This is a genomic window from Streptomyces sp. CA-111067, from assembly GCF_050956065.1.
In the GTDB taxonomy this organism is placed as follows: Bacteria; Actinomycetota; Actinomycetes; order Streptomycetales; family Streptomycetaceae; genus Actinacidiphila.
Map to the genome: position 1 here is coordinate 5114806 of NZ_CP192103.1, position 25381 is coordinate 5140186.

The following is a 25381-nucleotide window of genomic DNA, read 5'->3' on the forward strand; positions in this document are numbered from 1 at the left end:
GCCCGGCGGGTGCCGGGCGGGCCGAGGGGGTCGGAACGCCCTCGGCGGGCGGGCGGTCAGGTCGTTGCTGAGGGGCCACGCCGGCGCCTCCGGGCCTCGATGAGCGACTCCTGGACGTTGCGCAGCGGATGCCCCTCGGCATCGGTGCTGTGCCGGGTCCAGTTGCCGTCGGCCGCCAGGTGCCAGGACGCCGTGTCATCCGACATCCCCGTCTCCAGCAGGCGGTTGAGGGTGCTGACGTGCGTCGGATCGGCGACTCTGACCAGCGCCTCGATCCGGCGGTCGAGGTTGCGGTGCATCATGTCGGCGCTGCCGATCCACACCTCGGGCTCGCCGCCGCTGCCGAAGGCGAACACCCGCGAGTGCTCCAGGAACCGGCCGAGCACGCTGCGCACCCGGATGTTCTCCGACAGCCCGGCCACGCCCGGCCGCACCGCGCAGATCCCGCGCACCCAGATGTCCACCGGCACCCCGGACTGCGAGGCCCGGTACAGCGCGTCGATCAGCGCCTCGTCCACGATCGAGTTGACCTTCAGCCGGACGTACGCCGGCCGGCCCGCCTTGTGGTGGGCTATCTCGGCCATGATCCGGGCGACCAGGCCGTCCCGCAGGCTGCGCGGGGCGACCAGCAGCCGGTTGTACTCCTCGCGCCGCGAGTAGCCCGACAGCCGGTTGAACAGGTGCGACAGGTCCGCGCCGACCAGCGGGTCGGCGGTGAGCAGCCCCAGGTCCTCGTAGAGCCTGGCGGTCTTGGGGTGGTAGTTGCCGGTGCCGACGTGGCTGTAGCGGCGCAGGGTGTCGCCCTCCTGGCGGACCACCAGCGACAGCTTGCAGTGCGTCTTGAGGCCGACCAGCCCGTACACCACATGGCAGCCCGCCTCCTCCAGCTTGCGGGCCCACTTGATGTTGGCCTGCTCGTCGAAGCGCGCCTTCAGCTCGACCAGCACCAGCACCTGCTTGCCGGCCTCGGCCGCGTCGATCAGCGCGTCGACGATCGGCGAGTCGCCCGAGGTGCGGTAGAGCGTCTGCTTGATCGCCAGCACGTCGGGGTCGGCGGCGGCCTGGTCGAGGAACGCCTGCACGGAGGTCGAGAACGAGTCGTAGGGGTGGTGCAGCAGCACGTCCCGCTCGCGCATCGCCGCGAAGATGTCCGGCGCCGAGGCGGACTCCACCTCGGCCAGGTCGCGGTGGGTGCCCGCGATGAACTTGGGGAACTTCAGCTCCGGACGGTCCAGCCCGGCGATGGCGAACAGGCCGGTCAGGTCCAGCGGCCCGGGCAGCGGGTAGACCTCGGTGTGCTTCATCTTCAGCTCGTGCACCAGCAGGTCGAGCACCCGGGGGGCGATGGACTCCTCGACCTCCAGCCGGACCGGCGGCCCGAAGCGGCGCCGCATGAGCTCCTTCTCCAGCGCCTGGAGCAGGTTCTCCGCGTCGTCCTCCTCGACCTCCAGGTCCTCGTTCCTGGTGACCCGGAACATGTGGTGGTCGAGCACCTCCATGCCGGGGAAAAGCTCCGCCAGGTGCGCGGCGATGACGTCCTCAAGGGGCACGTACCGCTGCGGCCCGGCCTCCAGCAGCCGGGACAGGATCGGCGGCACCTTCACCCGGGCGAAGTGCTCGTGCCCGGAGACCGGGTTGCGGACCACCACCGCCAGGTTCAGCGAGAGCCCGGAGATATAGGGGAAGGGGTGCGCCGGGTCGACCGCCAGCGGGGTCAGCACCGGGAAGATCTGCTGCCGGAAGAGCGTCGCCAGCCTGGCCTGCTCCTTGTCGGTCAGGTCGTGCCAGCGGATGACGTGGATGCCCTCGTCGGACAGCTGCGGCGCCACGTCGTTCTGGAAGCAGGCGGCGTGCCGGGCCATCAGCTCGCGGGACCGGGTCAGGATCAGGTCGAGCACATCGCGCGGTTGCAGCCCGGACACCGAGCGGGTGGCGACACCGGTCGCCATCCGGCGCTTGAGGCCGGCCACCCGCACCATGAAGAACTCGTCCAGGTTGCTGGCGAATATCGCCAGGAAGTTAGCCCGTTCGAGGAGCGGGGTGCTCGGATCCTCGGCCAGTTCGAGCACCCGCTCGTTGAACGCCAGCCAGCTGCGCTCGCGGTCCAGGAACCTGCCCTGCGGCAGCTCGTCGCCGAACTCCTCGCTGGCCGCCTCCAGACCCGCGCCCTCCGGTTCGAGGTCGGGTACGACCCGCGGCCTGAAGGTGCCGAAGGCATCGGTGGTGCCCGCACCCCCTGACTGCTGGGGCTGGGCGGGGACACTGGGGTGATTCGTCTGGGCCATGGACTGCGAGCCCTCCTCCGGTTCCGGCACGGGGAACGCCCGGCCGGCGGCCTGTGCGGGGCGACCTGGCGCCGTCGATCCATTGTCCCGTGCGGACGGGGGTTTCGGCAGGTCGGGCGGGGGCGTGGGGGGAGGGGCCGGGTGCTGCATTCTGCGATGCTCGCAAGCGAGGTTGAATCACTGGTAACGAGAGCGTTGCCGCCAGGCATCCGGGGCGCTTCCGGCGGGGGCGGTTTCGGGCCGCGCCCCGGGCGCCGCAAGGGACCTGGCTGAATTCCGTCAGTTTTCTGTCCGGTACATCAGGTCGACCTCGTACGTCGTGAAGCCGAGCTTTTCGTACACGTGTACGGCGGCGGTGTTGTCGGCGTCCACGTAGAGGAGGACGGTGCGCAGGGCGCGGTCCTGCTCCAGGTGGCGCAGGCCGATCGCCGTGAGCGCGCGGCCGAGGCCGCCGCCCTGGCGGCCGGGGGCCACGCCGACGACGTAGACCTCGCCCAGAGGCTCGGCGCCGGCGTCCGCGTGGACCTTCGTCCAGTGGAAGCCGGCCAGCTCGCCGTCGCGGAAGGCCAGGAAGAAGCCGGCCGGGTCGAACCACGGCTCGGCCTCGCGGTCGGACAGGTCCTGCGCGGTCAGGCCGCCCTGCTCGGGGTGGTGCGCGAAGGCCGCCGCGTTCACCGCGAGCCAGGCGTCCTCGTCCTGGCCGGGTACGAAGGCGCGCACGGTGACGTCCGCGGGCAGCGCCGGGTCCGGCAGCGGCTCGGCGTCCGGGCCCAGCGGGCGGCGCATCTGCCGCAGCTCGCGGAAGAGCTTCAGGTTCAGCTGCCTGGCCAGGTGCCGGGCCGCCGGGTGTCCGCCGTGCGCCCACACCCGCAGCCGGCGCCCGCTGGCGTCGAGCAGGGCCCGGGCCAGGGCGGTGCCGTGGCCCTGCGAGCGGTGCTCGGGGTGCACCAGGAACTCGGCGGCCGGCGCCTCGACGGGATCGGCCCCGTCGAGCTGCCCGTACCCGGTGAGCACCGGGTCACCGTCGCCGCCGGTCCACAGCAGCAGATGCCGTACGCCCTCCCGGGCCCCGCGCCGTACGTACAGCCTGCCCTGCTCGGAGACCGCGGGCTGGCCGTCGGCCGCCGCGGCGGCGCCGATCAGGCCGAGCACCGCGTCGGCGGCCTCCGGGGTCAGTTCGTCCAGGGTCTCGATCCGCCGCTCGCTCATGCCCCGATCGTACGGGCGGGCTCCGCCACCGGACGGGATGCCTGCCGGGCCGCCGGCACCGGGATCAGCACGGCGGAGGCGCAGGTGGCCGCCGCGGCGAGGGCGAAGCCCGGCCAGTAGGCGGTGGCCGAGATCAGCGCGGCCATCGCCGGCGGCACCAGGGCGGCGGTGAGGTTCTGGCCGGTGTTGTGGACGCCGAGCGCCCTGCCGGACCAGGCCGGGCCCGCGATCTCCGCGGTGGAGGTGAAGGACAGGCCGTTGGTGCTGGACGTGATGGCGATCGCGACCACCAGCAGCACCGGGGTCAGCGGGGACGGGAACGCGGTGGCCACCGCGGCGCCGCCGACCACGGCCGCGGTCAGTACGGCCAGCTGCCGCATCGGGCGCAGCCGGTTGCCGACCCGGTCCGACCAGCGGCCGACCAGGATGCGGGACAGCGCGCCCAGCCCCTGGGCACCGGCGATCAGCTGCCCGGCGTGCACCGGCGACCAGCCGCGTACGTCCACCAGCAGCACCAGCGCGAACGCGCCCGCGGTGAACTGCGGGATCACCAGCAGCGCGGCCGACCCGTGGATCCGCCACAGCAGCCGGGACCCGCGGTACGGGTTCCCGGCCGGCTCGCCGGCCGCGGCCTTGGCGGACCTGGCCGGGTCGGCGGCGAACAGCGCGATCAGTACGGCGATCACCCCGCACAGCACCGAGAGGAAGCCGATCGCGCCGGTCAGCCCGTGGTCGGCGGCCAGCGGCGGCATGGCCAGCGCGGCCAGTCCCATGCCCAGCGGGGTGGAGGTCTGCCGGATGCCCATCGCCAGGCCGCGTTCCTTCGCGGCGAACCAGCCCATCACCAGCCGCCCGCTGGCCGAGTACACCGAGGCGCCGGCCGCGCCGGCCAGCATCAGCAGCAGGCCGAGCGCCACCATGCCGTGCGCGCCCCAGGCGGCACCGGCCAGCGCGGCGGCGGCGGCGCCGAGGCCGAGCGAGATCACCACCCGCTCGCCCCACCGGTCGGCGGCGGCGCCCCACAGGTACAGGGCGAGCACCAGGCCGGCGGTGGGGCAGGCCACCAGCAGCCCGACCTGGGTGAGGCTGAGGTGCTCCCGGTCGCGCAACTCGTCGGCCAGGTAGGGGATTCCGTAGACGAACGCACAGGCGGCGGTCTGCGCGGCGGTGCCCAGGGCCAGCATGATCCAGCGGCGCACGGGTGCACGCACCTCCTCAGGTCGGTGGTACCGACAACTATGGAGGTGATCCACTGATTGAGACAGATCATTCCGGATACTGAGACCTGCGCCGACCCTGGACCCGCCCTGATCCGGGGCGGTTCAGCCGGTCGGCACCGGCCCGTCCGGCGGCGCGGTCGGCGCGCCCGGCAGCGTCACGGTGGCCAGCGTGCCCCCGCCGGGCGCCGGGCCGAGCGAGACCTCGCCGCCCGACTGCTGCACGGTCCTGGCCACGATCGACAGGCCGAGCCCGCTGCCCGGCAGCGACCGCGCCGACGACGAGCGCCAGAACCGTTCGAAGACGTGCGGCAGTTCCTCGGCCGGGATGCCGGGACCGTGGTCGCGGACCGTCAACTGCCCGCGGTACAGCCGCACCTCGATCTCGCCGCCGGGCGGACTGAACTTCACCGCGTTGTCCAGCAGGTTGACGATCGCCCGCTCCAGCGCGGCGGCCTCACCGCGGACGAACCACGGCTGCACGTCCGCGATCAGCTTCAGGTCGGGGCCGCGCAGCCTGGCCCGCTCGATCGCGGTACCGGTCACCTCGTGCACGGCCACCACGTCCAGGGTGCGCACGGCGTCCGGCCGGGACAGCTCCTGGAGGTCGCCGATCAGCGCGGCCAGCTCGGTCATCTGCGCCTTCACCGACGCGAGCAGCGCCTTGCGGTCCTCGGGCGGCAGCGCCCGCCCGGTGGCCTCGCTGCGCTCCAGCAGCTCGATGTTGGTGCGCAGCGACGTCAAAGGCGTCCGCAGCTCGTGCCCGGCGTCGGCGATGAGCTGCTGCTGCCGGTCCCGGGAGGACGCCAGCGCGGCGGTCATCGCGTTGAACGACGAGCCGAGCCGGGCGATCTCGTCCTCGCCCTCGACGGGGATCCGCACGTTCAGGTCCTCGGTGCGGGCGATGTGCTCGACGGTGCCGGTCAGCCGGTCGACCGGCCGCAGTCCCGTCCGGGCGATCACCGTGCCCGCGGCCCCCGCCCCGACGACGCCGATGCCGGCGACCGCGAGCAGCACCCAGGCCAGCGTGGTGAGCGGATCGGTGACATCGCTGAGTGGGCGGGCCACGGAGACAGCGGCGGGAACCCCGCCCACGGTGATGTTCGTGGGCGCGGTGAAGACGCGGAGCTTCTGGCCGTTCGCGGTGACGGTGCGCAGCACGCCGTCGGGCACTTCGCGGGCCGCGATCTGGCGGTCGGTCTCGTTCGTGGGGATCGTGATGTGGCCCTGCACCCAGCAGGACGTGCCGTCGGCCAGCACCACCTGGGCGGAGGTGGTGGCTGAGATGTAACGCCCGGGAGCGTCGCCCTGCGTGGGCGCGGTGGCGTGGCAGCCGTCCTGGTGCAGGGTGTTGGAGATCACCCCTACGGACACGAGGTCCGGCTGGCGCAGCGACTTGTCCAGCTCCTTCATCAGCTGGTCCCTGGTGATCAGCCAGCACGCCAGTGCCGCCGCCGCCACCGCGACCGCCACCGCTGCGGCCGTCAGCAGCGCCAGCCGGGAGCGCAGGGACAGCCGGTTCACGCGTGGCCGCCGTCTGGCGCGCGGAGGACGTAACCCACCCCGCGCACCGTGTGCACGACCCGCGGCATGCCGCCGGCCTCGGTCTTGCGGCGCAGATACATCACGTACACGTCCAGCGAGTTGGAGGACGGCTCGAAGTCGAAGCCCCACACCGATTTGAGGATCTGCTCGCGGGTGAGCACCTGGCGCGGGTGGCTGAGGAAGAGTTCGAGGAGGGTGTACTCGGTGCGGGTCAGCTCCACCGGGCGGTCCGCCCGGGTCACCTCGCGGGTGGTCAGGTCCATCCGCAGGTCGGCGAACGTCAGCGCGTGGCCCCCGTCGCCGGACTGGCCGGCGGGGGCCGCGTAGGAGCTGCGCCGCAGCAGGGCGCGCAGCCTGGCGAGCAGCTCGTCGAGCTCGAACGGCTTGACGAGGTAGTCGTCGGCGCCCGCGTCGAGGCCGGTGACCCGGTCGCCGACGGTGTCGCGGGCGGTGAGCATCAGGATCGGCGTGGTCACCCCGGTGGAGCGCAGCCGGCGTGCGGTGGTGAGGCCGTCCATCCGCGGCATCAGCACGTCGAGCACGATCGCGTCCGGGCGGTACGCCTCGGCCTGTTCGAGCGCCGCCATCCCGTCGGCGGCCAGCGCCGTGTCGTAGCCCTCGAAGGCCAGACTGCGGCGAAGCGCCTCGCGCACCGCGGGCTCGTCGTCCACGATCAGCACGCGGGCCGGCGCCTCGCCGCTCTCACCTGAACTTATGGCGGAACTCATGGTGACCTCGCTGCTCGGCGTCGAAGGGGTCGGGATCATCGGGATCGGGCCCTTTCAGCGTCGCACGGCACGGCCCTGGCGGAGCGGTGGCACGGTCAGTTCGTGCCGCCGGCGCGCAGGGTGGCCAGGTCGGCCTTGACGGTGTTGATCGGGATGGCGAAGCCGAGGCCGACGCTGCCGGCGCTCGAGGAGTCGCTCGACGAGGAGGAGTCCGCGTACATCGCGGAGTTGATGCCGATGATCTGACCGCTCATGTTGATCAGGGCACCGCCGGAGTTGCCGGGGTTGAGCGAGGCGTCGGTCTGGATCGCCTTGTACGTGGTGGTGGAGCTGCCGGTGTCGCCGTTGTACTGGTTGCCGCCGAAGGAGAACGGCCACTGGTCGCCGTTGCTGTTGCCGCCGCCGAGGCCGCCGCTCTGACCGCCGCCCTGGCCGTACGGGCTCTGCTCCTGCTGCTGGCCCTGGCTCTGGCCGTCCTCGACCGGCACGGTCACATCGCGGTTGAGCGCCGAGACGATGCCGCTGGTCACGGTGTTGCTCAGGCCCTCGGGGGAGCCGATCGCGACCACCGAGTCACCGATCGCCAGCCCGGAGGAGTCGCCGAGGACGGCGGCGGGCAGGCCGCTGGCGCCGGTCACCTTGATCAGCGCGAGGTCCTTCTTGGAGTCGGTGCCGACCACGGTGGCCTTGGCGGACTTGCCGTTGCTGTAGGTCACCGACACCGAGTCCGCGCCGGCGATGACGTGGTTGTTGGTGATGATCTGGCCGTCACCGGTGATGATGACGCCGGCGCCGGTGGACTTGCCCTCGTTGGACGTCGCGTCGATCTCCACGACGCTGGGGCTGAGCGCCTTGGCCACGCTGGAGACGCTGCCGTCGATCTTGGCGGCGTTGACCGCCGCGCTGGCCGTGGTGGTGCTGTTGCTGTGGTTGTCGGTCGCGTTGCCGATCAGCGCGCCCGCGCCGCCGCCGATCACACCGGCCGCGAGCGCGACCGCGGCGAACAGCGCGGCCGGCCGGCCGGCCCTGCGCCGCCGGGGCGGGGCGCCGTCACCGGGGGCTCCGGCGAGGCCCGCCTCGTACGGGGGCGGCGGCGGGAAGCCCTGGTCGTGACCGGCCTGCTGGTACTGGGCCGGACCCGTGGGTCCGAAGTAGCTGGGAAGAGCGGGGTCGTGCTGGTACGGGGATTCGCCGCCGTTGCGGTCGCTGCTCTCGGTCATGTCATTGACTGTGGGCTCCGAAGATGAGAGCTCGCTGAGCACACGCTGAGAAGCCCGGCAGAAGTGGGTATGCCCGTTGTAAGGAAGATCGTCGCCGGTCGGGCCCCGGTCGGGCCCCGAAGGGGCGCGGGGAACCGCGCGACAAGCCACGGACGGCTGGCAGGCCCGGAACGACCGCAAGCACCCCCTGCGGAACGGGGATCTCCGCGGCACCGGGCCGGAGGCCGGCTAGTGGCAGCCGCAGGAGCCGCGGACCACCAGGCGCGAGGGGAACGTCCGCAGCCGTTCCCTCCGCACGCCGGGCACCCGCAGCGAGTCGTCGAGCACCGCGTCGACCGCCGCGCGGGCCATGGCCTGGCGGTCGGAGGCCACCGTCGTGAGGGGCGGGTCGGCGAGGGCCGCCTCCTTCACGTCGTCGAAGCCGGCGACCGCGAGCTGGCCCGGCACGTCGAGCCGGAGCTCGCGGGCCGCGCGGAGCACGCCGATCGCCTGGTCGTCGGTCGCGCAGAAGATGGCCGGCGGCCGGTCCGGGCCGGCCAGCAGGCCGAGCGCGACCTCGTACGCGTCGTAGCGGTTGTACGGGGCCTGGAAAAGGCGGCCCTCGGTGGACCGCCCCGCCTCCTCCATCGCCCGTCTCCAGCCGACGACGTGGTCGGTCACCGGGTCGCCGATCTCCGGTGTGACCTCGGTGCCGCCCAGGCACGCCACATACGGGTGGCCGTGCTCCAGCAGGTGCCGGGTGGCCAGTTGGGCGCCGCCGATGTCGTCGGTGACCACCGCGATGTCGTCGATCGCCTCGGGCCGCTCGTGCAGCAGCACCACCCGCGCGTCCCACGCCTCGATCTCGGTGGCCGCGTTCTCGCTGGGGCCCTGGCTGATCAGGATCAGACCGGAGACCCGCATGCCGAGGAACGCCCGCAGATAGTGCACCTCGCGCTCGTCGAGGTAGTCGGAGTTGCCGACCAGCACCATCTTTCCGCGGTCGGACGCGGCCTGTTCGACCGCGTGCGCCATCTCCGCGAAGAACGGCTGCCGCGCGTCCGGCACGATCAGGCCGATCAGGTCGGTACGGCGGCTGGCCATCGCCTGGGCCACCCGGTCCGGGCGATAGCCGAGCTGCTTGATGGCCGCGAGCACGCGCTCGCGGGTGGCCGGGGCGACCGGCCTCGGTCCGTTGTTGATGACGTAGCTGACGACCGCGGTGGAGGTCCCCGCCAGCCTGGCCACGTCGTCGCGCGTCACCTTGGGCACGTCGCGCAGTCTACGCGTGTCTATCCGCCCGCCACACAGGTCGTCATACGGTCTGCCCGGTGGCCCGGGCGGAGGTCCCGGCCTGCCCGGAGCCGGACTGGCCCGGCTGCTCGGCCGGCTTCTCGCCGCGGCCCTGCGCCGCCTCGCTCCTGGCGGCCTCCTCGGCCGCCCGCTCCACCTTCTCCGGTGTCACGAAGCGGTAGCCGACGTTGCGCACGGTGCCGATCAGCGACTCGTGCTCGACGCCGAGCTTGGCGCGCAGCCGCCGCACGTGGACGTCCACGGTGCGGGTACCGCCGAAGTAGTCGTAGCCCCACACCTCTTGCAGCAGCTGGGCGCGGGTGAAGACCCGGCCCGGGTGCTGGGCCAGGTACTTGAGCAGCTCGAACTCCTTGAAGGTCAGGTCCAGGACCCGGCCCTTGAGCTTGGCGCTGTAGGTGGCCTCGTCGACCGACAGGTCGCCGTTGCGGATCTCCATCGGGCTGTCGTCGGTGGTGATCTGCTGGCGGCCCATGGCCAGCCGCAGCCGCGCCTCGACCTCGGCCGGGCCCGCGGTGTCGAGCAGGACGTCGTCGATGCCCCAGTCCGCGGTGACGGCGGCGAGGCCGCCCTCGGTGACCACCAGCATCAGCGGGCAGCCGGGGCCGGTGGAGCGCAGCAGCTGGCACAGGCTGCGCACCTGCGGAAGATCGCGGCGCCCGTCGATCAGGATCACGTCGGCGCCGGGGGTGTCCACCAGCGCGGGCCCCTCGGCGGGCGCCACACGCACGCTGTGCAGCAGCAGCCCGAGCGCGGGCAGCACTTCGGTGGACGGCTGGAGGGCGTTGGTCAGCAGCAGAAGAGAACTCACCGGGCACTCCCGTCGGTCTGAACTCGCACGTTCGACTGGCTCAAAGTGAACCTCTCCTCGGTTCCCCGCGAGGACGGCATGTTTCGTGCGGGAAAGCACGAAAGGACCCGGGGGCGACATTGCCCAGGTCCTCGTGCACGGAAGAATAGCCGATATGGACACCGCTGCCGAGGCCTATGACGAGCGTTTGCGTGTTTCGCCGATCACTTCGGGTGGCCGGCGGGTGTTTCTGTTGACGTCGGACGGTGTTTCGATCGACGCCGAGTACCGTCCGGCGCGTAGCGGATCCAGCCAGCTGGCCATCGTCGTCGCGCACGGGTTCACCGGCGCCCTGGAGCGGCCCGCGGTGCGGCGGACGGCCCGCGACCTGAGCGCGTTCGGGGCGGTGGTGACCTTCTCCTTCCGCGGCCACGGCGGGTCCGGCGGCCGGTCCACGGTCGGCGACCTGGAGGTGCTCGACCTGGACGCGGCGGTGCGCTGGGCTCGGGAGCTGGGCTACCGGCGGGTGGCCACGGTGGGCTTCTCGATGGGCGGCTCGGTGGTGCTGCGGCAGGCCGGACGGCTGGGAAACCGCACGGAGGTGTTGAACACGGGGCCGGAGGTTGACGCGGCCGGTACCGAGGTTGACGCGGCGGACACCCAGGTCGACGCCGTGGTGTCGGTCAGCTCGCCGGCCCGCTGGTACTACCGGGGAACGGCGCCGATGCGGCGGGTGCACTGGCTGGTCACCCGGCGGACCGGCCGGGCGGTGACCCGGTTCGGCCTGAAGACCCGGATCAACTCACGGGACTGGGACCCGGTGCCGCTGTCACCGGTGGAGTCCGTGCCGTACATCGCCCCGACGCCGCTGCTGATCGTGCACGGCGACCAGGACGGCTACTTCCCGCTCGACCACCCGCGCTCGCTGGCCGCCGCGGCCGGCCCCGACGGCGCCGAGCTGTGGATCGAGCCCGGCTTCGGGCACGCCGAGAACGCCGCCGGGCCGGACCTGCTGGCCCGGATCGGGCAGTGGCTCACCGGGCGCGTTGCCGAGATGTGACGCGGACGGGCCATGATGGACGCGAACGATGGCGCGGTGGAAGAACCGCGGAAGATCTTTCGGACCCGGGGAACGCGGAGCGCGGTACGGCGAAACGCGGCTCGCGGCACGGGCCCGGTGAGGACGGAAGCGTGATGGCGGCACCAGCACCCGGAGCAGGAACGGAGACGGACCCGCGCCCTGTGGCGGGCAGGATCCGCTACTGGGCCGCGGCCAAGGCCGCCGCGGGCACCGCGGAGGAGCCGTACCGCGCGGCCACCCTCGCCGAGGCGCTGGCCGGCGCCCGGGCCCGGCACGCCCGCCGCCCCGAGTTCGCCCAGGTCCTGCTGCGCAGCTCCTTCCTGGTGGACGGCCACCCGGTCGGCAGCCGCGACCACACGAAGGTCCCGCTGGCCGCGGGCGGCACCGTGGAAGTCCTCCCCCCCTTCGCAGGAGGCTGAGCCCCCATGCCCTACCCGCCATCCGGTGAGGACACCCCGAACCACCCGCGCCCGGGCGCGGACGGTGCCGGCGCGTACGAGTACGAAGGCCAGGCTCCGGCCGGCGGCCGCAGTGACGGCTACGGTTACCCGCCGGGCCAGCAGGAGGGGTACGGCTACCCGCCCGGCCCGCAGCCGCAGAGCGACGGGTACGGGTATGCCGCCGGCCCGGAGGGTGACGGTTACGCGCCCGGCCCGCAGGGCGGGGCGTACGTACCCGAACCGCTGACCGGCAACGGCTGGACCGGCGACTACGCGGCACCCGCCGGCGCCCAGAGCTGGGACCCGACCCCCGCGGCAGCCGACCCGCAGCAGTACGCCGCCGACAGCACCTACCCGTACGGCACCGACAACGGGTACGGCACGGACGGCGGGTACGGCGCCGGCACCACCTACGGCACCGACAGCGCGTACCCCGGCGGCAACGGCAACGGCAACGGCTACGGCACCGCCGACCCGAACGCGTACGGCGCCCCCGCCCAGCAGCCGCAGGACCCGTACAGCGTTCCCGCGCCCGCCGACCCGTACAGCGCCGGCTCCGCCCCCAGCGGCTACGGCGCCGGCACCCCCCACAGCGGCTACGGCGCCGCCGACACCCACAGCACCGGCGATCCGAACGTCTACGGCGCCGTCCAGCACCCCTACGCCCGTGCCGGGTACCAGGAGAGCCCGGCGCAGGCGGTCGGGCAGACCGCCGTCCTGCCCGTCATCGAGGACGGGCCTGGCCCGGACGGCGCCGAAGCCCCGCCCGTGCGGAGCGGGTCGCCGATCATCGCGCCCGGGATCCAGCCGGCCGCGCTCACCGACGTGCTCGGCGGGCTGCTCGCCGCCGGGGCGGCGATCGGGAAGCCGGGGCTCGCCGTGGTCCTCGTCGTGCTCCAGGCGGTGACCGCCGCCGGGTGGTTCCGGCTGAACGGGATGTGGCCGGCCCGGCAGGGCATCGCGCTGGCGTTCCTCGGCGGGGTCGTCGCCGACGCCGCCGTGCTCGCGGTGACCGGCGCGCACGGCCCGGCCGCCCTGGTCGGGACGCTCGGCGTCTGGCTGCTGCTCGTCCTGGTCCTGCAACTGCGGCACCACGGCAGCCCCGACGAGCGGCTGTCGTCGCTGACGGCGACCTCCGCCTCCACGCTGCTCACCGTCCTCGCCGCCGGCTACCTCGCCACCGCCACCGCGCACACCGGCACCGACCCGGTGGTGGTCGCCGCGATCGCCGTGGCCGTCGCGACCCTGGTCAGGGCGCTGCCGCTGCCGGGGGCCGCGGTGTCGATCGCCGGGTCGCTGCTGCTCGCCGCGGCCAGTGGCTACGCCACCGGGCACGCGGCCGGCTACCCGACCGGTCACGCCGTGCTGCTCGCCGCCGCCGCGGGCGCCTGCGCGCTGATCGGGCTGCGGGTGGCCAGCTACGACTTCCCGTCCCGCTTCGTGCACTTCACGGCGGGCGTGGCGCTGCCGCTGACGGCCGCCGCGCCGGTGGTCTACGTGCTGAGCAGGGCGCTGGCCTGAGGCTTCACGCGCGCCCCGGGGAGCGCCCGGGGGAGCGGCCGGGGAGTGAAGGCGGCGCCGGCCGGGGAGTGAAGGCGGCGCGGCCGGGAAGCCGAACCGGAACCCGTCCCACCGCCTGTGGGTCGGATAACAGATCACTACCGCCGGGAACCACCCGGGCCCCGCCGCCCGTCAGGCGTTGCGGAACGTCGGCAGCACGCCGGCGGAACTTCGAACGGCAGCTGAGCCCGGGGAGTCGTACGGATGCGTGTGGCGCGGATAGTCCTGATCGTCGTGGTGATCGTCGGCATCCTGTTCGTCGTGGCCGACCGCGTCACGGTCCGGGTGGCGCAGAACAAGGCCGCCGAGCGGGCCCAGACCACCGAGAACCTCACCGAGAAGCCGAAGGTGAGCATCGAGGGCTTCCCGTTCCTGACCCAGGTGCTGTCGGGCAAGCTGGACGACGTGAAGATCTCCGCCAAGGACATCGCCGCCGACGACGGCCAGGGCGTGCTGCGGATCGACAGCTTCCACGCCGACCTGCACGGGGTGAAGTTCTCCGACAGCTACCGCCGCGCGGTCGCCGACAGCGCCGACGGCATCGCTTTCCTCACCTATGCCGACCTGACCAAGGCCGCGCCGGACGGGATCACCGTGTCGTACGGCGGCCCGACCAAGGACGGGAAGACGCTGGTCAAGCTGAGCGCCCAGGTGCCCGGGATCGCGAACAAGGTCAGCGTGCTCAGCGAGGTCAGCGTGGTGCGCCCCGACTCGATCAGGCTGCGCGCGCAGACGCTGCCGAAGGCGTTCACCGCACTGGGTCTTGACGACGAGATCCGGCGTCAGATCGACTTCACCCGGCCGCTCACCCACCTGCCGTCCGGCATCTCGCTGACCAGTGTGACCTCCACGCCGGACGGCATCTCGGTGGCCGCGGACGGCCAGCAGGTGGTTCTCGCCCGCTGAGACGGTGGCGTCCGCAGCGTGGTGCGATGACACCCGGGTTCGATTCTTCCGCCATTCGGACAATCTTGTCTCGGTATATGACACGACGGTGACACCTACGGGTTCATTTCCCTACGATCGGGACCATGAAGCGACAGGCGGATCTCACGAAGCGGCGGGCAGTAGACCTGTGCCGCGTCGCCGCCATGCTCTGTCGCATGCCCTAGGGGCGGCAGCTCCCCCGTGCCGAAGCCGGCCGCAAGGCCCCCGGCGCCGCCTGCCTGCCCCGCTCCGTGCCGCCGCCCCGCGGCACATCCCCCCTGCGCGCTGTCGCGCACCCGCACCGCACCGCGCCCCACCGCACATCCGTACTGCCCCGGAGGAGAGCAACATGAGCCGCAGTGACGTCCTGGTGGACGCCGACTGGGTCGAGGCCCACATCGACGACCCCAAGGTGGTCATCGTCGAGGTGGACGAGGACACCTCGGCCTACGAGAAGAACCACATCAAGAACGCGGTCAGGATCGACTGGAAGCAGGACCTCCAGGACCCGGTCCGCCGCGACTTCATCGACCAGGCCGGCTTCGAGGCGCTGCTGTCCGCCAAGGGCGTCGCCAACGACGACACCGTGGTGCTCTACGGCGGCAACAACAACTGGTTCGCGTCGTACGCCTACTGGTACTTCAAGCTGTACGGCCACGAGTCGGTCAAGCTGCTCGACGGCGGCCGCAAGAAGTGGGAGCTCGACTCCCGCGACCTGGTCGCGGCCGTCCCGGAGCGCGCGGCGACCTCGTACACCGCCAAGGCCCAGGACACCTCGATCCGCGCCTTCCGCGACGACGTGGCGGCGGCCATCGGCAGCCTGAACCTGGTCGACGTGCGCTCGCCCGACGAGTTCTCCGGCAAGCTGCTGGCCCCGGCGCACCTCCCGCAGGAGCAGTCGCAGCGCCCCGGCCACGTGCCGACCGCCCGCAACATCCCGTGGTCGAAGAACGCCAACGACGACGGCACCTTCAAGTCGGACGAGGAGCTCACCGCGCTCTACGCCGAGGAGCAGGTCGACCTGGCCAAGGACACCATCGCGTACTGCCGCATCGGTGAGCGCTCGGCGCTCACCTGGTTCGTGCTGCACGAGCTGCTCGGCCAGGCCAACGTCAAGAACTACGACGGCTCGTGGACCGAGTACGGCTCGCTGGTCGGCGTGCCGATCGAGCTCGGCGCCAACTGACCGACCACAGGACGACCGAGGCGAGGGCAGAACGTTATGTGTGGAGCTAAGGCCGGCGGGCCGGATCTGGCAGGAGTTGACGTGGCGAACGAGACGATCATCCAGGGGTCGGTGACCCGGGACGGCGAGCCGGTCAGCGGCTACGTGCGGCTGCTCGACGGCGGCGGCGAGTTCACCGCCGAGGTGCCCACCTCGGCGACCGGGCAGTTCCGGTTCTTCGCGGCCCCGGGCACGTGGACGCTGCGCGCGCTCGTCCCCGGCGCGACGGTGGACCGCACCGTCGTGGCGCAGCAGGGCGCGGCCGCCGAGGTGGCCATCGCGGTCTGAGGATCCACTGACGTCGGCGAGCCCTGTCCCACAGGTTCCGGGACGGGGCTCGCCGACGTACCGTTGAAGTGTGTACGCACGCCGCCGGCACTGGTATTTCGCCATGATGGGCGCTTGTGTAGTGCTCTTCGTCCTGGCGTGGTCTGTCGTGCGCCTGTGGTCCGTGCCCGCCGCCATCGCGATGTGCGTGGTGGCGATGGTGATCCCGCCGGTCGCCGCGATCGTGGCGAACCGCCGGGGCCCGGACGACCGCTGGTGGGACGACCCGCCGCTGAACGCGCCGCCACCGACACCCCCGCCGCCGCAGGAGCCGTACATCCCGCCGCGCAAGGGCCCCTCAGGAGACCCGGAGTCCGACCGCTGGTGGGAGGAGCTCGACGGCGAGGACCGCAGACACTGAGCGGTGGCCGGTCAGTAGACCAGCGACTTGACGCCGTCAGGCATGATCTCGCTGACGAAGACCTGGGCGCCCGCGATCCGCACGCCCTCGATCACGTCCTGCTGGCTGATCTCCCGCCGGGCCGCGCACTGCGTGCACAGGGTGACCTGCCCGGCCGCGAGCACCGAGTCGATCAGATCGGGCAGCGGCGCCGAGTGCGGCAGCTCGAACTCCGCCGCCCGCCCCGGCAGTGCGAACCACGCGGACTCCCCGGTCAGCCACAGCGACACCTCGACCCCGCTGGCCACCGCGACCGCGGCCACGGTGAAGGCCTGCGAGCAGCGCTCCGGGGCGTCCGCGCCCGCGGTCACTTTGATCACCAGTTTATTGGCCATGGCCACAGCGTAAGGGGTGCCATAATACGACTCCGCGTACGTCCGTCGTACGCGTGTACGTAAGCCCGGGGGGGCTCAGTGAAGCGCAGGGACGAGGGGTTTCGGCACGCCGCGATCTCCGAGGTCGAGGAGTGGACGGCGGAGCCGTCGGCGCCGGACGCATGGGAAGTGCCGGACGGCCCGGAAGCACCGGACGCACCGAGCGGGCAGCCGCTCGTCGGACAGCAGCTCGTCGGGCAGCCGCCCGTCGAGCCGCCGCCCGCGCCGGTACGCCGCTTGCGCCGTCCCGGCCGCACCCCGCGGCTGATCGCCGCCGCCGCGCTGCTCGGCGTCGTGGCCGGCGCCGGGCTCGGCTACCGGATCCAGTACGTACGCCGGCCGACCCCGCTGCCGCCGCTGACCGGCCCGGTGCTCGCCCAGCCCAAGGGCGCGGCACCCGCGGTGCCCGCACTGCCGGCCGCGCAGGACCGGATCGCCGTCTACGACGGAGACCTGATGAAGGAGCTGCTGCCCACCCCCAAGGGCGGCAAGCAGGTCGCCCGGCAGTGGGTGTCGCTCGCCGACTACGCGTCCGCCTACTACGAGTCGGGCAGGACGTTCACCGACCTGGCCTCGCACGACTACCGGCGCGGGGTGCTGGTCGCCTGGTCCACCGGGGGCGCGCATCCGGGTTACACGGGCGTGAGCCTGACCCAGGTGCGCGACTACGTGAACCCGTATGTGCCGGAGCTGGTCAGCAAGGCGCGCAACGAGGCGGAGGACGACTTCGGGCTGGGCCCGGGAGTGTCCATCCCGGGCACGGTGGGAGGGGAGGTCTGGGGCTCGTCCGACACGCAGGACGACCCCGGCGACTACTTCCAGGGCGATGAGGGGGATTCGCCGTTCGAGGGCCAGGGCGTGGCGCAGCGGGGCAACATCCTGGTGGAGTGCTGGACCACCTCCGCCAGCCCGGTGACGACCGCGTCCATGCTGGCGCTGATGAAGCAGCAACTGGAGCGGCTGTGACCGGGCCTTCGGCGGGGCCTTCGCCCGCGCGGGAGCCGGTCGTGCCCGAGCCGGTGCTGCCTGAGCCCGTCGTGCCTGAGCCGGTCGTGCCTGAGCCGGTCGCGGAGGCCGCGCCTGGGGCCGCGCCGGCCGTCGGGCGCAGGCGGTCGGGGCGCGGGATCGCGCTCGGGGCGGGGGCGGTCGTGCTGGCCGGGGCGCTGGTCGGCGGCTACCTCGTGTTCCGGGGGGACGACGGGGGCGGATCGTCAGGCGCCCGGGCGGCCTCCTCGCCGACCGCCGCGGCGACCGGCAGGAGCTTCGGCGTGCGGGCCGACGGCGCCCACTACGGGGACCTGCGCCAGGCGCTGCTGCCGATCCCGTCCGGGTACGAGCCCGGCGCCGATCTCAAGCAGTACGGCAACGACGGCGTCCTGGACGTCAAGGAGACCGAGGGCCTGCTGACCGGCGACACCAGCGCCCTCAGCGCGGCGCTGCGCAAGAAGGCGACCGCCCTGGCGACCGGTCTGCACGCCAAGGGCGCCGCCTTCAGGACCTACCGCACCGAGGACGGCACGATCGCCGTCCAGCTCGAAGTGATCCAGGTCGGGGACCGGCAGGCGGCGAAGGAGCAGGGCGACCGCCTCCGAGCGGCCGCCGCCAAGAACGGCTTCCTGCGCAAGGGGCCCGCGGTCGAGGGCCACCCCGAGGCGATCTGCGTGCGCTCGGACTCCGAGCCGGACGACCACCCGGATTCCGCCGTCGGCTCCGACCCCGCGTACGCCGGGATCGGCTTGATGACCTGCGAGGCCACCGAGGGGGATCTGATGCTCAACGCCCATGTCAGCGGCCCGCTGCCGTTCAAGCAGCAGTCCACCGAGCTGGTGGCCGGGCAGCTCGACCGGATCGACGCGACGGGGAGTGCGGTCTGATGACAGAGGTCAGCCTGCCCGAGCCCGCACCGACCAGTGAGCCCGCGCCCGTCAGCGTGTCCGGGCCCGTTGGTGAGTCCGCACCGTCCGGCGAGCCCGCACCGGCCGGTGAAACCGTGCCCGCCGGCGAAGCCGCCGCCCCTGACGACGACGGCAGCACCGCCCCCGTCCGTCCGCCGCGCCCCAGGCTGCGCGCCCTCGCGCGCTGGACCGCCGCCGTGCTGGCCTTCGCGGTGCTCGGCGGCGCCAGTGCGTACGCCGTGACGCGCCCCGACCGTACCCACATACCGGGTCTCGGCACGCAGAGCGACGGCCGCTGGCACTACCCGGCCGTCGCGCTGCCGCGACTGCCCGCGGGCAGTCCGCGCCCGCTGGACGGGGACCACAACCCGGGCCGGCAGCACTACGCCGACCTGCGCTCGCTGCTGCTGCCGCTGCCGAAGGACGCGGCGGCCGACCCGGCGTTCCCCGGCGGGAAGGGCTGGCTGTCCAGCGCCGCGTATGTCAAGACGCAGGGCGGCGAGCGGGGACCCGACGCCGCCGGGCTGCTCCAGGAGGACGGGCTGCGGCACATCGCCGCCCGTGCGTGGACGATGCCGGACGGCACCAGGACAGAGGTCTACCTGCTCCAGTTCGTCACCGAGGGCTATGCGATCGCGTACCAGTACCTCGCCGACTCGGCCGGGATCGCCGGTATCGACACCGCCCCCGAGGACGCCTCCCTGGAGTCGAAGTCCATGCCGGTGGACACCAAGCTCTACGCCTACACCGAGGCCGAGCCGTACGGCGCCACCATGGGCCGCTACTGCTTCCTGGTGGAGGGCGACACGCTGGCCGTGCTGATCCAGACCCGCAAGGGCTATCTGCCGGATCTGCCGTTCAAGCAGACGGTGACCCTCCAGTCCCAGCTGCTCGGCTGACCCGCCGGCCGAATTCGGCGGAACGGGTGCTGCCCGGCCGGAAATCGCCGCTGTCACGCCTTCGCCGGCCGCGCCGAATCGGCGTAACTTCAGGGCAACCTCGCCGACGTACCGGAGAAACGCGATCTTTCTACGCTCCGGCCATGTCGTCGCGGTGATCGGAATCGGTTTCCGGGTTCCGGCACACGCAATGGGGCGGTGACGACACCTCCCATTGACCGCGGAAATCATTCCGGAGGTCGTGCGTGACCAGTTTCGTGGCCAAGCGAATTCTCTCCGCCATTCCTATTGTGGTCGGCGTCTCGATCGTCGTGTTCATCATGATCAAGATCATCCCCGGTGACCCGATCGCGAGTCTCCTGGGACCGACCGGCACGGCTCAGCAGCGTGCCGACCTCACCGCCCGGCTGGGCCTGGACCGGGCGCTGCCGATGCAGTACCTGGCGTGGATCGGCCATGTCTGCCGCGGCGACCTGGGCACCTCGATCGCCAAGCAGACAGCGGTGGAACCGCTGGTGACCTCGGCTTTCGAGAACACCATCGTGCTGACGGTGTTCGCCGCGGCGCTGGCCTTCACCGGCGGCATCGCGCTCGGCGCGGTCTCGGCGCTGCGCCGCGGCCGGCTGTCGGCGACGATCAGCAACATCATCTCGCTGGTGTCGATCTCCGTCCCCCAGTACTCGATCAGCCTGCTGCTCATCATCTACGTGGCCGCGCGCACCCACTGGTTTCCGACCTCGGGCATGTTCAACGCCATCGACGGCGGCACCTGGGGCGATCTCGCCCGCCATATCGTGCTGCCCGGAATCGCCGCCGCGCTGGTGCCGATGGGAATCATCGCGAGAATGTTCAGGGCGACCGTCTCCGACGTCATGAGTATGGATTTCATCGACGCGCTGCGCTCCCGCGGACTTTCCGAGCGGCGCATTCTCGGGCACGCCTTTCACAACACACTGCCGACGCTGCTGACGATCGCGGGACTGCAACTCGGCTATCTGCTCGGCGGCGTGATCTTCATCGAGACGGTGTTCAGCTGGCCCGGGATCGGGCTGCTGGTCTACCAGTCCATCTCGCAGCGCGACCTGCCGGTGATCCAGGCCGGCGTCATCGTCTCGGCGCTGGCCTTCGTCCTGATCAACATCGTCGTGGACACGCTCCAGGCGGCCGTCGATCCCCGCGTCCGCGCCTGACATCACGAAAGGAGCAGCCGTGTCCGCTCTCACCGACACCACCGGTGCCACCGACGTCCCCGTCAAGGCGTCCACCGACGACCGCCCCGCTTCCGTGCCCGGCGCCAGGTCCAGGAGAACGCTGCCGCTGCCGGCGAAGATCGCCGCCGCCGTCGTCCTGCTGGTCGTACTCGCCGCGCTCTTCGCCCCGCTGCTCGCCCCGTCCTCGCCGACGCAAGGGTCGCTGGCCGACCGGCTGCACACCATCGGCTCGTCCGGGCACCTGCTCGGCACCGACGGGCAGGGCCGGGACATCCTCAGCCGGATGCTCTACGGCGCCCGGCCCTCGCTGCTCACCGGGCTGATCCCGGTCGCCGTGTCCGGTTCCGCCGGTACGGTGCTCGGCCTGGTCGCCGGGCTCGGCGCGAAGGTCACCCGGGGCCTGGTCATGCGGGTGCTCGACGTCTTCTACGCCTTCCCCGCGGTGCTGCTCGCCATCGCGATCGCCGCGGCCCTCGGCTCCGGCATCTCCAACTCGATCATCGCGCTCTCGGTGATCCTGATCCCGCCGGTGGCCCGGGTCGCCGAGGCCGAGACCGCGCGGTTCCGCTCGGCCGACTTCATCGAGGCGGCCCGGGCGAGCGGCGCCTCCAAGGCGTCGATCGCCCTGCGCCAGGTGCTGCCGAACATCGCGCCCGCCGTGATGGTTTACTGCACCGCGCTGATCGGCCTGTCGATCGTCTCCGCCGCCGGCCTGAGCTTCCTCGGCCTCGGCATCTCCCCGCCGGCCGCCGAGTGGGGCCTGATGATCAGCGACCTCCAGCAGTACATCTTCACCGAGCCGCAGCTGCTGCTCGTGCCGGTCGTCGCGATCCTCGTCGTCTCCGTCGCCTTCAACGTCCTCGGCGACGGTCTGCGCAGCTATCTCAACGTTCGATTGGACACGGCGTGACCGACACCGAGCAGTCAACGGCACTCAGGGAGTCATCGGCCGCGGCGGCCCCGACCGGGCCCGCGCTGCGGGTGCGCGGCCTGCGGACCAGTTTCAGCACCTCGTCGGGGACCCGGGTGGAGGCGGTGCGCTCGGTCAGCTTCGAGGTGGACCGCGGACAGACGCTGGTGCTGCTCGGCGAGAGCGGCAGCGGCAAGTCGGTCACCGCCCGGTCGATCATGCGGCTGCACGGCCCGCGGGCCACCGTCGAGGGCGAGGTGGCGATCGAAGGAGAGTCGCTGCTGCCGCTGGACGCCGAGGGGATCCGCCGGGTCCGCGGCTCGCGGGTGGCGCTCGTCCCGCAGGACCCGACCGCCGCGCTCGACCCGCTGCGCCGGGTCGGCCGGCAGATCACCGAGGTACTGCTGCTCCACAAGATGGCCGGCTCCCGCGCAGCCGCCAAGGAACGGGCCCTGGAGCTGCTGCGCCTGGTCGGCATCCCCGACCCGGTGCGCGCCTACCGGTCGTTCCCGCACGAGCTGTCCGGCGGCATGCGGCAGCGGGTGGTGATCGCCATCGGCATCAGCTGCGACCCGTCCGTACTGATCGCCGACGAGCCGACCACGGCGCTCGACGTCACCGTGCAGGCGCAGATCCTCGACCTCTTCGCCGACCTCCAGGAGCGCATGTCCACCGCGCTGCTGATGGTCACGCACGACGTGCTGGTGGCCTCCGACATCGCCGACGTCATCGCGGTGATGTATGCCGGCAGCATCGTGGAGACCGGCCCCGCCAGGGACGTGCTCGCACACCCGCGGCACCCGTACACCGAGGCGCTGCTCGGCGCGCTGCCCACCAGGGAGACCGCGCGCGGCGCGCTGAAGTCGATCCCGGGCGCGCCGCCGGTGGCCGGGGCGGAGTTCGGCGGCTGCGCGTTCGCCGCGCGGTGCGCGCTCGCCCGGCCGGAGTGCCGGGAGAGCACCCCGCAGCTGCTCCAGGTCGGCCCGCGGCACCTGGCCGCCTGCCCGGTGCTGAACGAGTCCGCCGGGCCGGACACCGAGACGGCCGCCGGGGGTCAGGGCGCCGAGAACCGGGGCGCCGACAAGCAGGGCGCCGAGAAGCAGGGCGCCGGCGCCGCGCTGCCGGCCGCCCTCGAAGCCGAGGTGGCGTGATGAGCGATCAGGTGCTGCTCGACGCGGTCGATCTGACCAAGACCTTCGGCAACGGCGTCCGGGCCGTGGACTCCGTCAGCCTCACCGTCCACCGGGGCGAGACCGTCGGCCTGGTGGGGGAGTCGGGCTGCGGCAAGTCCACCACCGCCAAGATGCTGCTGCGGCTGCTCACCCCCGACGCCGGCACCGTCACCTTCGACGGCACCGACGTGTCGGCGTCCCGCGGCCGGCGGCTGCGCGAGCTGCGCAAACGGCTCCAGGTGGTGCCGCAGAATCCGCAGACCTCACTGAACCCGCGGCTCACCGTCCGCTCCTCGATCGAGTTCAACCTGCGCGTGCACCGGTACCCGCGGGAGGAGTGGGGCCCGCGGGTCTCGCGGCTGCTGGACCGGGTGGGCCTCGCCGAGCGGCACGCCGACGCCTTCCCGCACGAGATGTCGGGCGGCCAGTTGCAGCGCGCGGCCATCGCGCGGGCGCTGGCGACGGAACCGGACCTGGTGGTCTGCGACGAGGCGGTCTCCGCGCTCGACAAGTCGGTGCAGGCGCAGGTGCTGAACCTGCTCGTGGAGCTCCAGCAGGAGTTGGGCGTGGCCTACCTGTTCATCTCGCACGACCTCTCGGTCGTCGAGCACATCAGCGACCGGGTGGTGGTGATGTACCTCGGCAAGGTCGTCGAGGAGGGCAGCGCCGCCGACGTGTGGAACGCGCCCTCGCACCCGTACACGCAGACGCTGCTCTCGGCGTCGCCCGGCGAGGGGCGCAGCCGGATCGTGCTGCGCGGCGACCCGCCGAACCCGGCCGCCCCGCCGCCGGGCTGCGGCTTCCACACCCGCTGCCCGGTCGCGATCGACCGGTGCGCGCACGACCGGCCGACGCTGCTCACCGTCGGCAAGTCCCACAACAGCTCGTGCTGGCTGACCGCGGAAGCGAAGGCTCCCGTCGGCGTCGGCGCGGCCCCGGGGGAGACGCCATGACCGACGAATCCCGCGGCACCACCGGTGCCCCGAGGGCCCTGCCGCTGCCGGGAGCCGCCACCCGCCCGCTGCCGGAGGCCGCCACCCGCCGGTTGCCGGGGGCCGGCACCCGCCGCTCCTTCCTGATCGGCGCGGGCGCGCTCGGCGCCGCCGGGGCGCTGGCCGGCTGCGTGCCGGGCGCCAGGGGCGCCACCGGCACCGTGCCCGGCACCTCGGCCAAGGACGTGCTGGTCATCGCGATGACCGCCTCCGACATCCCGATCCTCGACACCGGCCTCAGCTCCAACCAGGGCTACGAGGGCACCCGTTTCGTCGGCAACCAGCTCTGGGACGGGCTGACCAGGTTCGACCTCCGCCAGGCCACCGAGATCCCGCCGGTGGTGCCCGGCCTCGCGACCGGCTGGACGGTGGCCGCCAACAAGACCGACTGGACGTTCACCCTGCGAGAGGGCGTCACCTTCCACGACGGCACGCCCTTCGACGCCGACGCCGTGGTGTTCAACTTCGAGCGCTACCTCGACAAGACCAGCCCGCACTACTATCCCGCGCTCAACTCCCAGGCCGGGCTGGCGATCAGCGGCATCAAGGCGGTGCGCAAGACCGGGCCGATGACCGTCGTGATCAGCACCGACGGGCCGCTGTCGTACCTGCCCTCCAACCTGACCACCGTGCTGCTCGCCAGCCCCACGGCGGTGCGCAGGTACGGCAACGAGGGCTTCCAGAAGCACCCGGTCGGCACCGGCCCGTTCATGTACCAGAGCGTGACCCGCGGCCAGCAGCTGGTCATGAAGGCCAACCCGAGCTACTGGCGGGGCAGGCCCAAGGTCGGCTACGTCGTACTGCTGCCGATCCCCGACGCCACCGCGCGGGTCGCCGCGCTGCGGGCCGGCCAGGTGGACTGGATCGAGGTGCCGCCGCCGGACGACGTGCCCGGGCTGTCCAAGGAGGGCTACCAGGTCCTCACCAACAGCTACGACCACGTCTGGCCGTGGATCATCGACACCGCCAAGAAGCCGTTCGACGACGTACGGGTCCGGCAGGCGATGAACTACGCGATCGACCGCGAGGCGCTCACCAAGGACGTCCTCCAGGGCACGGCCGACCCCGAGTACCAGGCGGTGGCCCGCGCCAACGCCGCCTACCGGCCGAAGAACAACGTCTACCGGCACGACCCGGCCAAGGCCAGAAGGCTGCTCGCGGCGGCCGGCTACCCGCACGGCTTCACGGCGTCGCTGTCGTATCCGACCAGCGGCAGCGGGAACATGGTGCCGATCCCAATGAACGAGGCACTTCAGCAGAACCTCGCCGAGGTCGGCATCAAGGTGAAGCTCGAACCCATCGAGTGGGCCTCGATGATCTCCAGCTACTACGTCGGCAAGATCCCCGGCGGCGCCGACCTGATCAACATCAGCCTGACGATGCAGCAGGAAGGCTTCTGGGCCAGCTTCTTCGGCGGCGACAGCCCGCTGAACGTCAGCCACTACAAGAACGCCAAGGTGGACGCGCTGTTCGCGCAGGCCAAGGCGACCTTCGACGACACCAGGCGCAGCGACCTGTACGCCGAGGCGGTGGAGATCCTCACCGACCAGGCGCCGTGGGTCTTCATCGTGGACGACCGCAATCCGCGGGCGCTGCTCGGGTCCGTGCGCGGGTTCGTGGAGCCGAAGTCGTGGTTCTGCGACCTCACCACCGTCCACCTCGACTGAGCCTGCCCGCTCCTCCC

The 25381-nt window shown here is 72.4% G+C and carries 25 protein-coding genes; 16 read left to right on the top strand and 9 right to left on the bottom strand.

The genetic code is table 11. The features are described from left to right. Window positions 1-56 precede the first annotated feature (56 nt). The 8 genes from ACQPW6_RS22330 to ACQPW6_RS22365 all read right to left on the bottom strand — a co-directional run bounded on the left by ACQPW6_RS22330 (window position 57) and on the right by ACQPW6_RS22365 (window position 10305). A complete protein-coding gene (locus ACQPW6_RS22330) occupies window positions 57-2285 on the bottom strand; it encodes an RNA degradosome polyphosphate kinase (RefSeq protein ID WP_433891440.1) in 2229 nt (742 codons plus the stop codon). 279 nt (window positions 2286-2564) lie between these two features. Beyond that, window positions 2565-3494 carry a mycothiol synthase gene (mshD, locus tag ACQPW6_RS22335; protein ID WP_433891441.1) on the bottom strand — a complete coding sequence of 310 codons (930 nt, stop codon included), beginning with the start codon at window positions 3492-3494 and terminating at the stop codon, window positions 2565-2567. Then, window positions 3491-4693 carry an MFS transporter gene (locus ACQPW6_RS22340; protein ID WP_433891442.1) on the bottom strand — a complete coding sequence of 401 codons (1203 nt, stop codon included), beginning with the start codon at window positions 4691-4693 and terminating at the stop codon, window positions 3491-3493. The genes mshD and ACQPW6_RS22340 overlap by 4 nt, the downstream gene beginning before the upstream one ends. Window positions 4694-4816: 123 nt before the next feature. Then, window positions 4817-6235 (bottom strand): sensor histidine kinase, encoded by a 1419-nt coding sequence (locus ACQPW6_RS22345; protein ID WP_433891443.1) that lies wholly within the window; start codon window positions 6233-6235, stop codon window positions 4817-4819. Then, a complete protein-coding gene (locus tag ACQPW6_RS22350; protein WP_433894622.1) occupies window positions 6232-6984 on the bottom strand; it encodes a response regulator transcription factor in 753 nt (250 codons plus the stop codon). The genes ACQPW6_RS22345 and ACQPW6_RS22350 overlap by 4 nt, the downstream gene beginning before the upstream one ends. Before the next feature lie 95 nt (window positions 6985-7079). Continuing rightward, the gene (locus ACQPW6_RS22355; RefSeq protein ID WP_433891444.1) at window positions 7080-8204 is read right to left on the bottom strand and encodes a S1C family serine protease; all 1125 of its coding nucleotides are present in this window, start codon (window positions 8202-8204) and stop codon (window positions 7080-7082) included. Window positions 8205-8432: 228 nt separating this feature from the next. Next, complete coding sequence (locus ACQPW6_RS22360) at window positions 8433-9455, bottom strand: LacI family DNA-binding transcriptional regulator (protein WP_433891445.1); 1023 nt, start codon at window positions 9453-9455, stop codon at window positions 8433-8435. Window positions 9456-9498: 43 nt separating this feature from the next. Then, window positions 9499-10305: a response regulator transcription factor gene (locus ACQPW6_RS22365; protein ID WP_433891446.1), complete on the bottom strand. Its 807-nt coding sequence runs from the start codon at window positions 10303-10305 to the stop codon at window positions 9499-9501. 154 nt (window positions 10306-10459) lie between these two features. Here ACQPW6_RS22365 and ACQPW6_RS22370 point away from each other — a divergent pair, with 154 nt between their 5' ends. The 8 genes from ACQPW6_RS22370 to ACQPW6_RS22405 all read left to right on the top strand — a co-directional run bounded on the left by ACQPW6_RS22370 (window position 10460) and on the right by ACQPW6_RS22405 (window position 16205). Continuing rightward, on the top strand, window positions 10460-11344 hold the full coding sequence (locus ACQPW6_RS22370) for an alpha/beta hydrolase (RefSeq protein ID WP_433891447.1): 885 nt from the start codon (window positions 10460-10462) through the stop codon (window positions 11342-11344). 134 nt (window positions 11345-11478) lie between these two features. Further along, window positions 11479-11784 (top strand): MoaD/ThiS family protein, encoded by a 306-nt coding sequence (locus tag ACQPW6_RS22375; protein WP_433891448.1) that lies wholly within the window; start codon window positions 11479-11481, stop codon window positions 11782-11784. A 6-nt stretch (window positions 11785-11790) separates the two neighbouring features. After that, window positions 11791-13326: a hypothetical protein gene (locus ACQPW6_RS22380; protein WP_433891449.1), complete on the top strand. Its 1536-nt coding sequence runs from the start codon at window positions 11791-11793 to the stop codon at window positions 13324-13326. A gap of 243 nt (window positions 13327-13569) precedes the next feature. Beyond that, entirely contained in the window at window positions 13570-14271 is a 702-nt protein-coding gene (locus ACQPW6_RS22385; RefSeq protein ID WP_433891450.1) for an LmeA family phospholipid-binding protein, read from the top strand. A gap of 125 nt (window positions 14272-14396) precedes the next feature. Beyond that, the gene (locus ACQPW6_RS22390) at window positions 14397-14477 is read left to right on the top strand and encodes a putative leader peptide (protein WP_355342331.1); all 81 of its coding nucleotides are present in this window, start codon (window positions 14397-14399) and stop codon (window positions 14475-14477) included. Window positions 14478-14641: 164 nt separating this feature from the next. Continuing rightward, complete coding sequence (locus ACQPW6_RS22395) at window positions 14642-15478, top strand: sulfurtransferase (protein ID WP_433891451.1); 837 nt, start codon at window positions 14642-14644, stop codon at window positions 15476-15478. Window positions 15479-15514: 36 nt separating this feature from the next. Continuing rightward, window positions 15515-15805: a DUF1416 domain-containing protein gene (locus ACQPW6_RS22400; RefSeq protein WP_069466740.1), complete on the top strand. Its 291-nt coding sequence runs from the start codon at window positions 15515-15517 to the stop codon at window positions 15803-15805. Between the two features lie 70 nt (window positions 15806-15875). Next, on the top strand, window positions 15876-16205 hold the full coding sequence (locus ACQPW6_RS22405) for a DUF3099 domain-containing protein (protein WP_433891452.1): 330 nt from the start codon (window positions 15876-15878) through the stop codon (window positions 16203-16205). Between the two features lie 11 nt (window positions 16206-16216). On the opposite strand, the gene ACQPW6_RS22410 is transcribed toward ACQPW6_RS22405, so the two are convergent. Further along, the gene (locus ACQPW6_RS22410; RefSeq protein ID WP_433891453.1) at window positions 16217-16579 is read right to left on the bottom strand and encodes a DsrE family protein; all 363 of its coding nucleotides are present in this window, start codon (window positions 16577-16579) and stop codon (window positions 16217-16219) included. Between the two features lie 78 nt (window positions 16580-16657). Here ACQPW6_RS22410 and ACQPW6_RS22415 point away from each other — a divergent pair, with 78 nt between their 5' ends. From ACQPW6_RS22415 to ACQPW6_RS22450, 8 genes are all read left to right on the top strand, one after another. Continuing rightward, on the top strand, window positions 16658-17584 hold the full coding sequence (locus ACQPW6_RS22415) for a hypothetical protein (RefSeq protein ID WP_433891454.1): 927 nt from the start codon (window positions 16658-16660) through the stop codon (window positions 17582-17584). A gap of 41 nt (window positions 17585-17625) precedes the next feature. Then, window positions 17626-18492 (top strand): hypothetical protein, encoded by an 867-nt coding sequence (locus tag ACQPW6_RS22420; RefSeq protein WP_433891455.1) that lies wholly within the window; start codon window positions 17626-17628, stop codon window positions 18490-18492. Next, window positions 18492-19412, top strand: a complete 921-nt coding sequence (locus ACQPW6_RS22425; protein ID WP_433891456.1) for a hypothetical protein — start codon at window positions 18492-18494, stop codon at window positions 19410-19412. Before ACQPW6_RS22420 ends, ACQPW6_RS22425 begins: the two co-directional genes overlap by 1 nt. A 245-nt stretch (window positions 19413-19657) precedes the next feature. After that, window positions 19658-20602 (top strand): ABC transporter permease, encoded by a 945-nt coding sequence (locus ACQPW6_RS22430; RefSeq protein WP_433891457.1) that lies wholly within the window; start codon window positions 19658-19660, stop codon window positions 20600-20602. A 19-nt stretch (window positions 20603-20621) separates the two neighbouring features. Next, window positions 20622-21533, top strand: coding sequence for an ABC transporter permease (locus ACQPW6_RS22435; RefSeq protein ID WP_433891458.1), 912 nt, complete (start codon window positions 20622-20624; stop codon window positions 21531-21533). Beyond that, window positions 21530-22684, top strand: a complete 1155-nt coding sequence (locus ACQPW6_RS22440; RefSeq protein WP_433891459.1) for an ABC transporter ATP-binding protein — start codon at window positions 21530-21532, stop codon at window positions 22682-22684. The genes ACQPW6_RS22435 and ACQPW6_RS22440 overlap by 4 nt, the downstream gene beginning before the upstream one ends. Then, a complete protein-coding gene (locus ACQPW6_RS22445) occupies window positions 22684-23658 on the top strand; it encodes an ABC transporter ATP-binding protein (RefSeq protein ID WP_433891460.1) in 975 nt (324 codons plus the stop codon). Before ACQPW6_RS22440 ends, ACQPW6_RS22445 begins: the two co-directional genes overlap by 1 nt. Next, entirely contained in the window at window positions 23655-25364 is a 1710-nt protein-coding gene (locus ACQPW6_RS22450; protein ID WP_433891461.1) for an ABC transporter substrate-binding protein, read from the top strand. The genes ACQPW6_RS22445 and ACQPW6_RS22450 overlap by 4 nt, the downstream gene beginning before the upstream one ends. Window positions 25365-25381 lie beyond the last annotated feature (17 nt).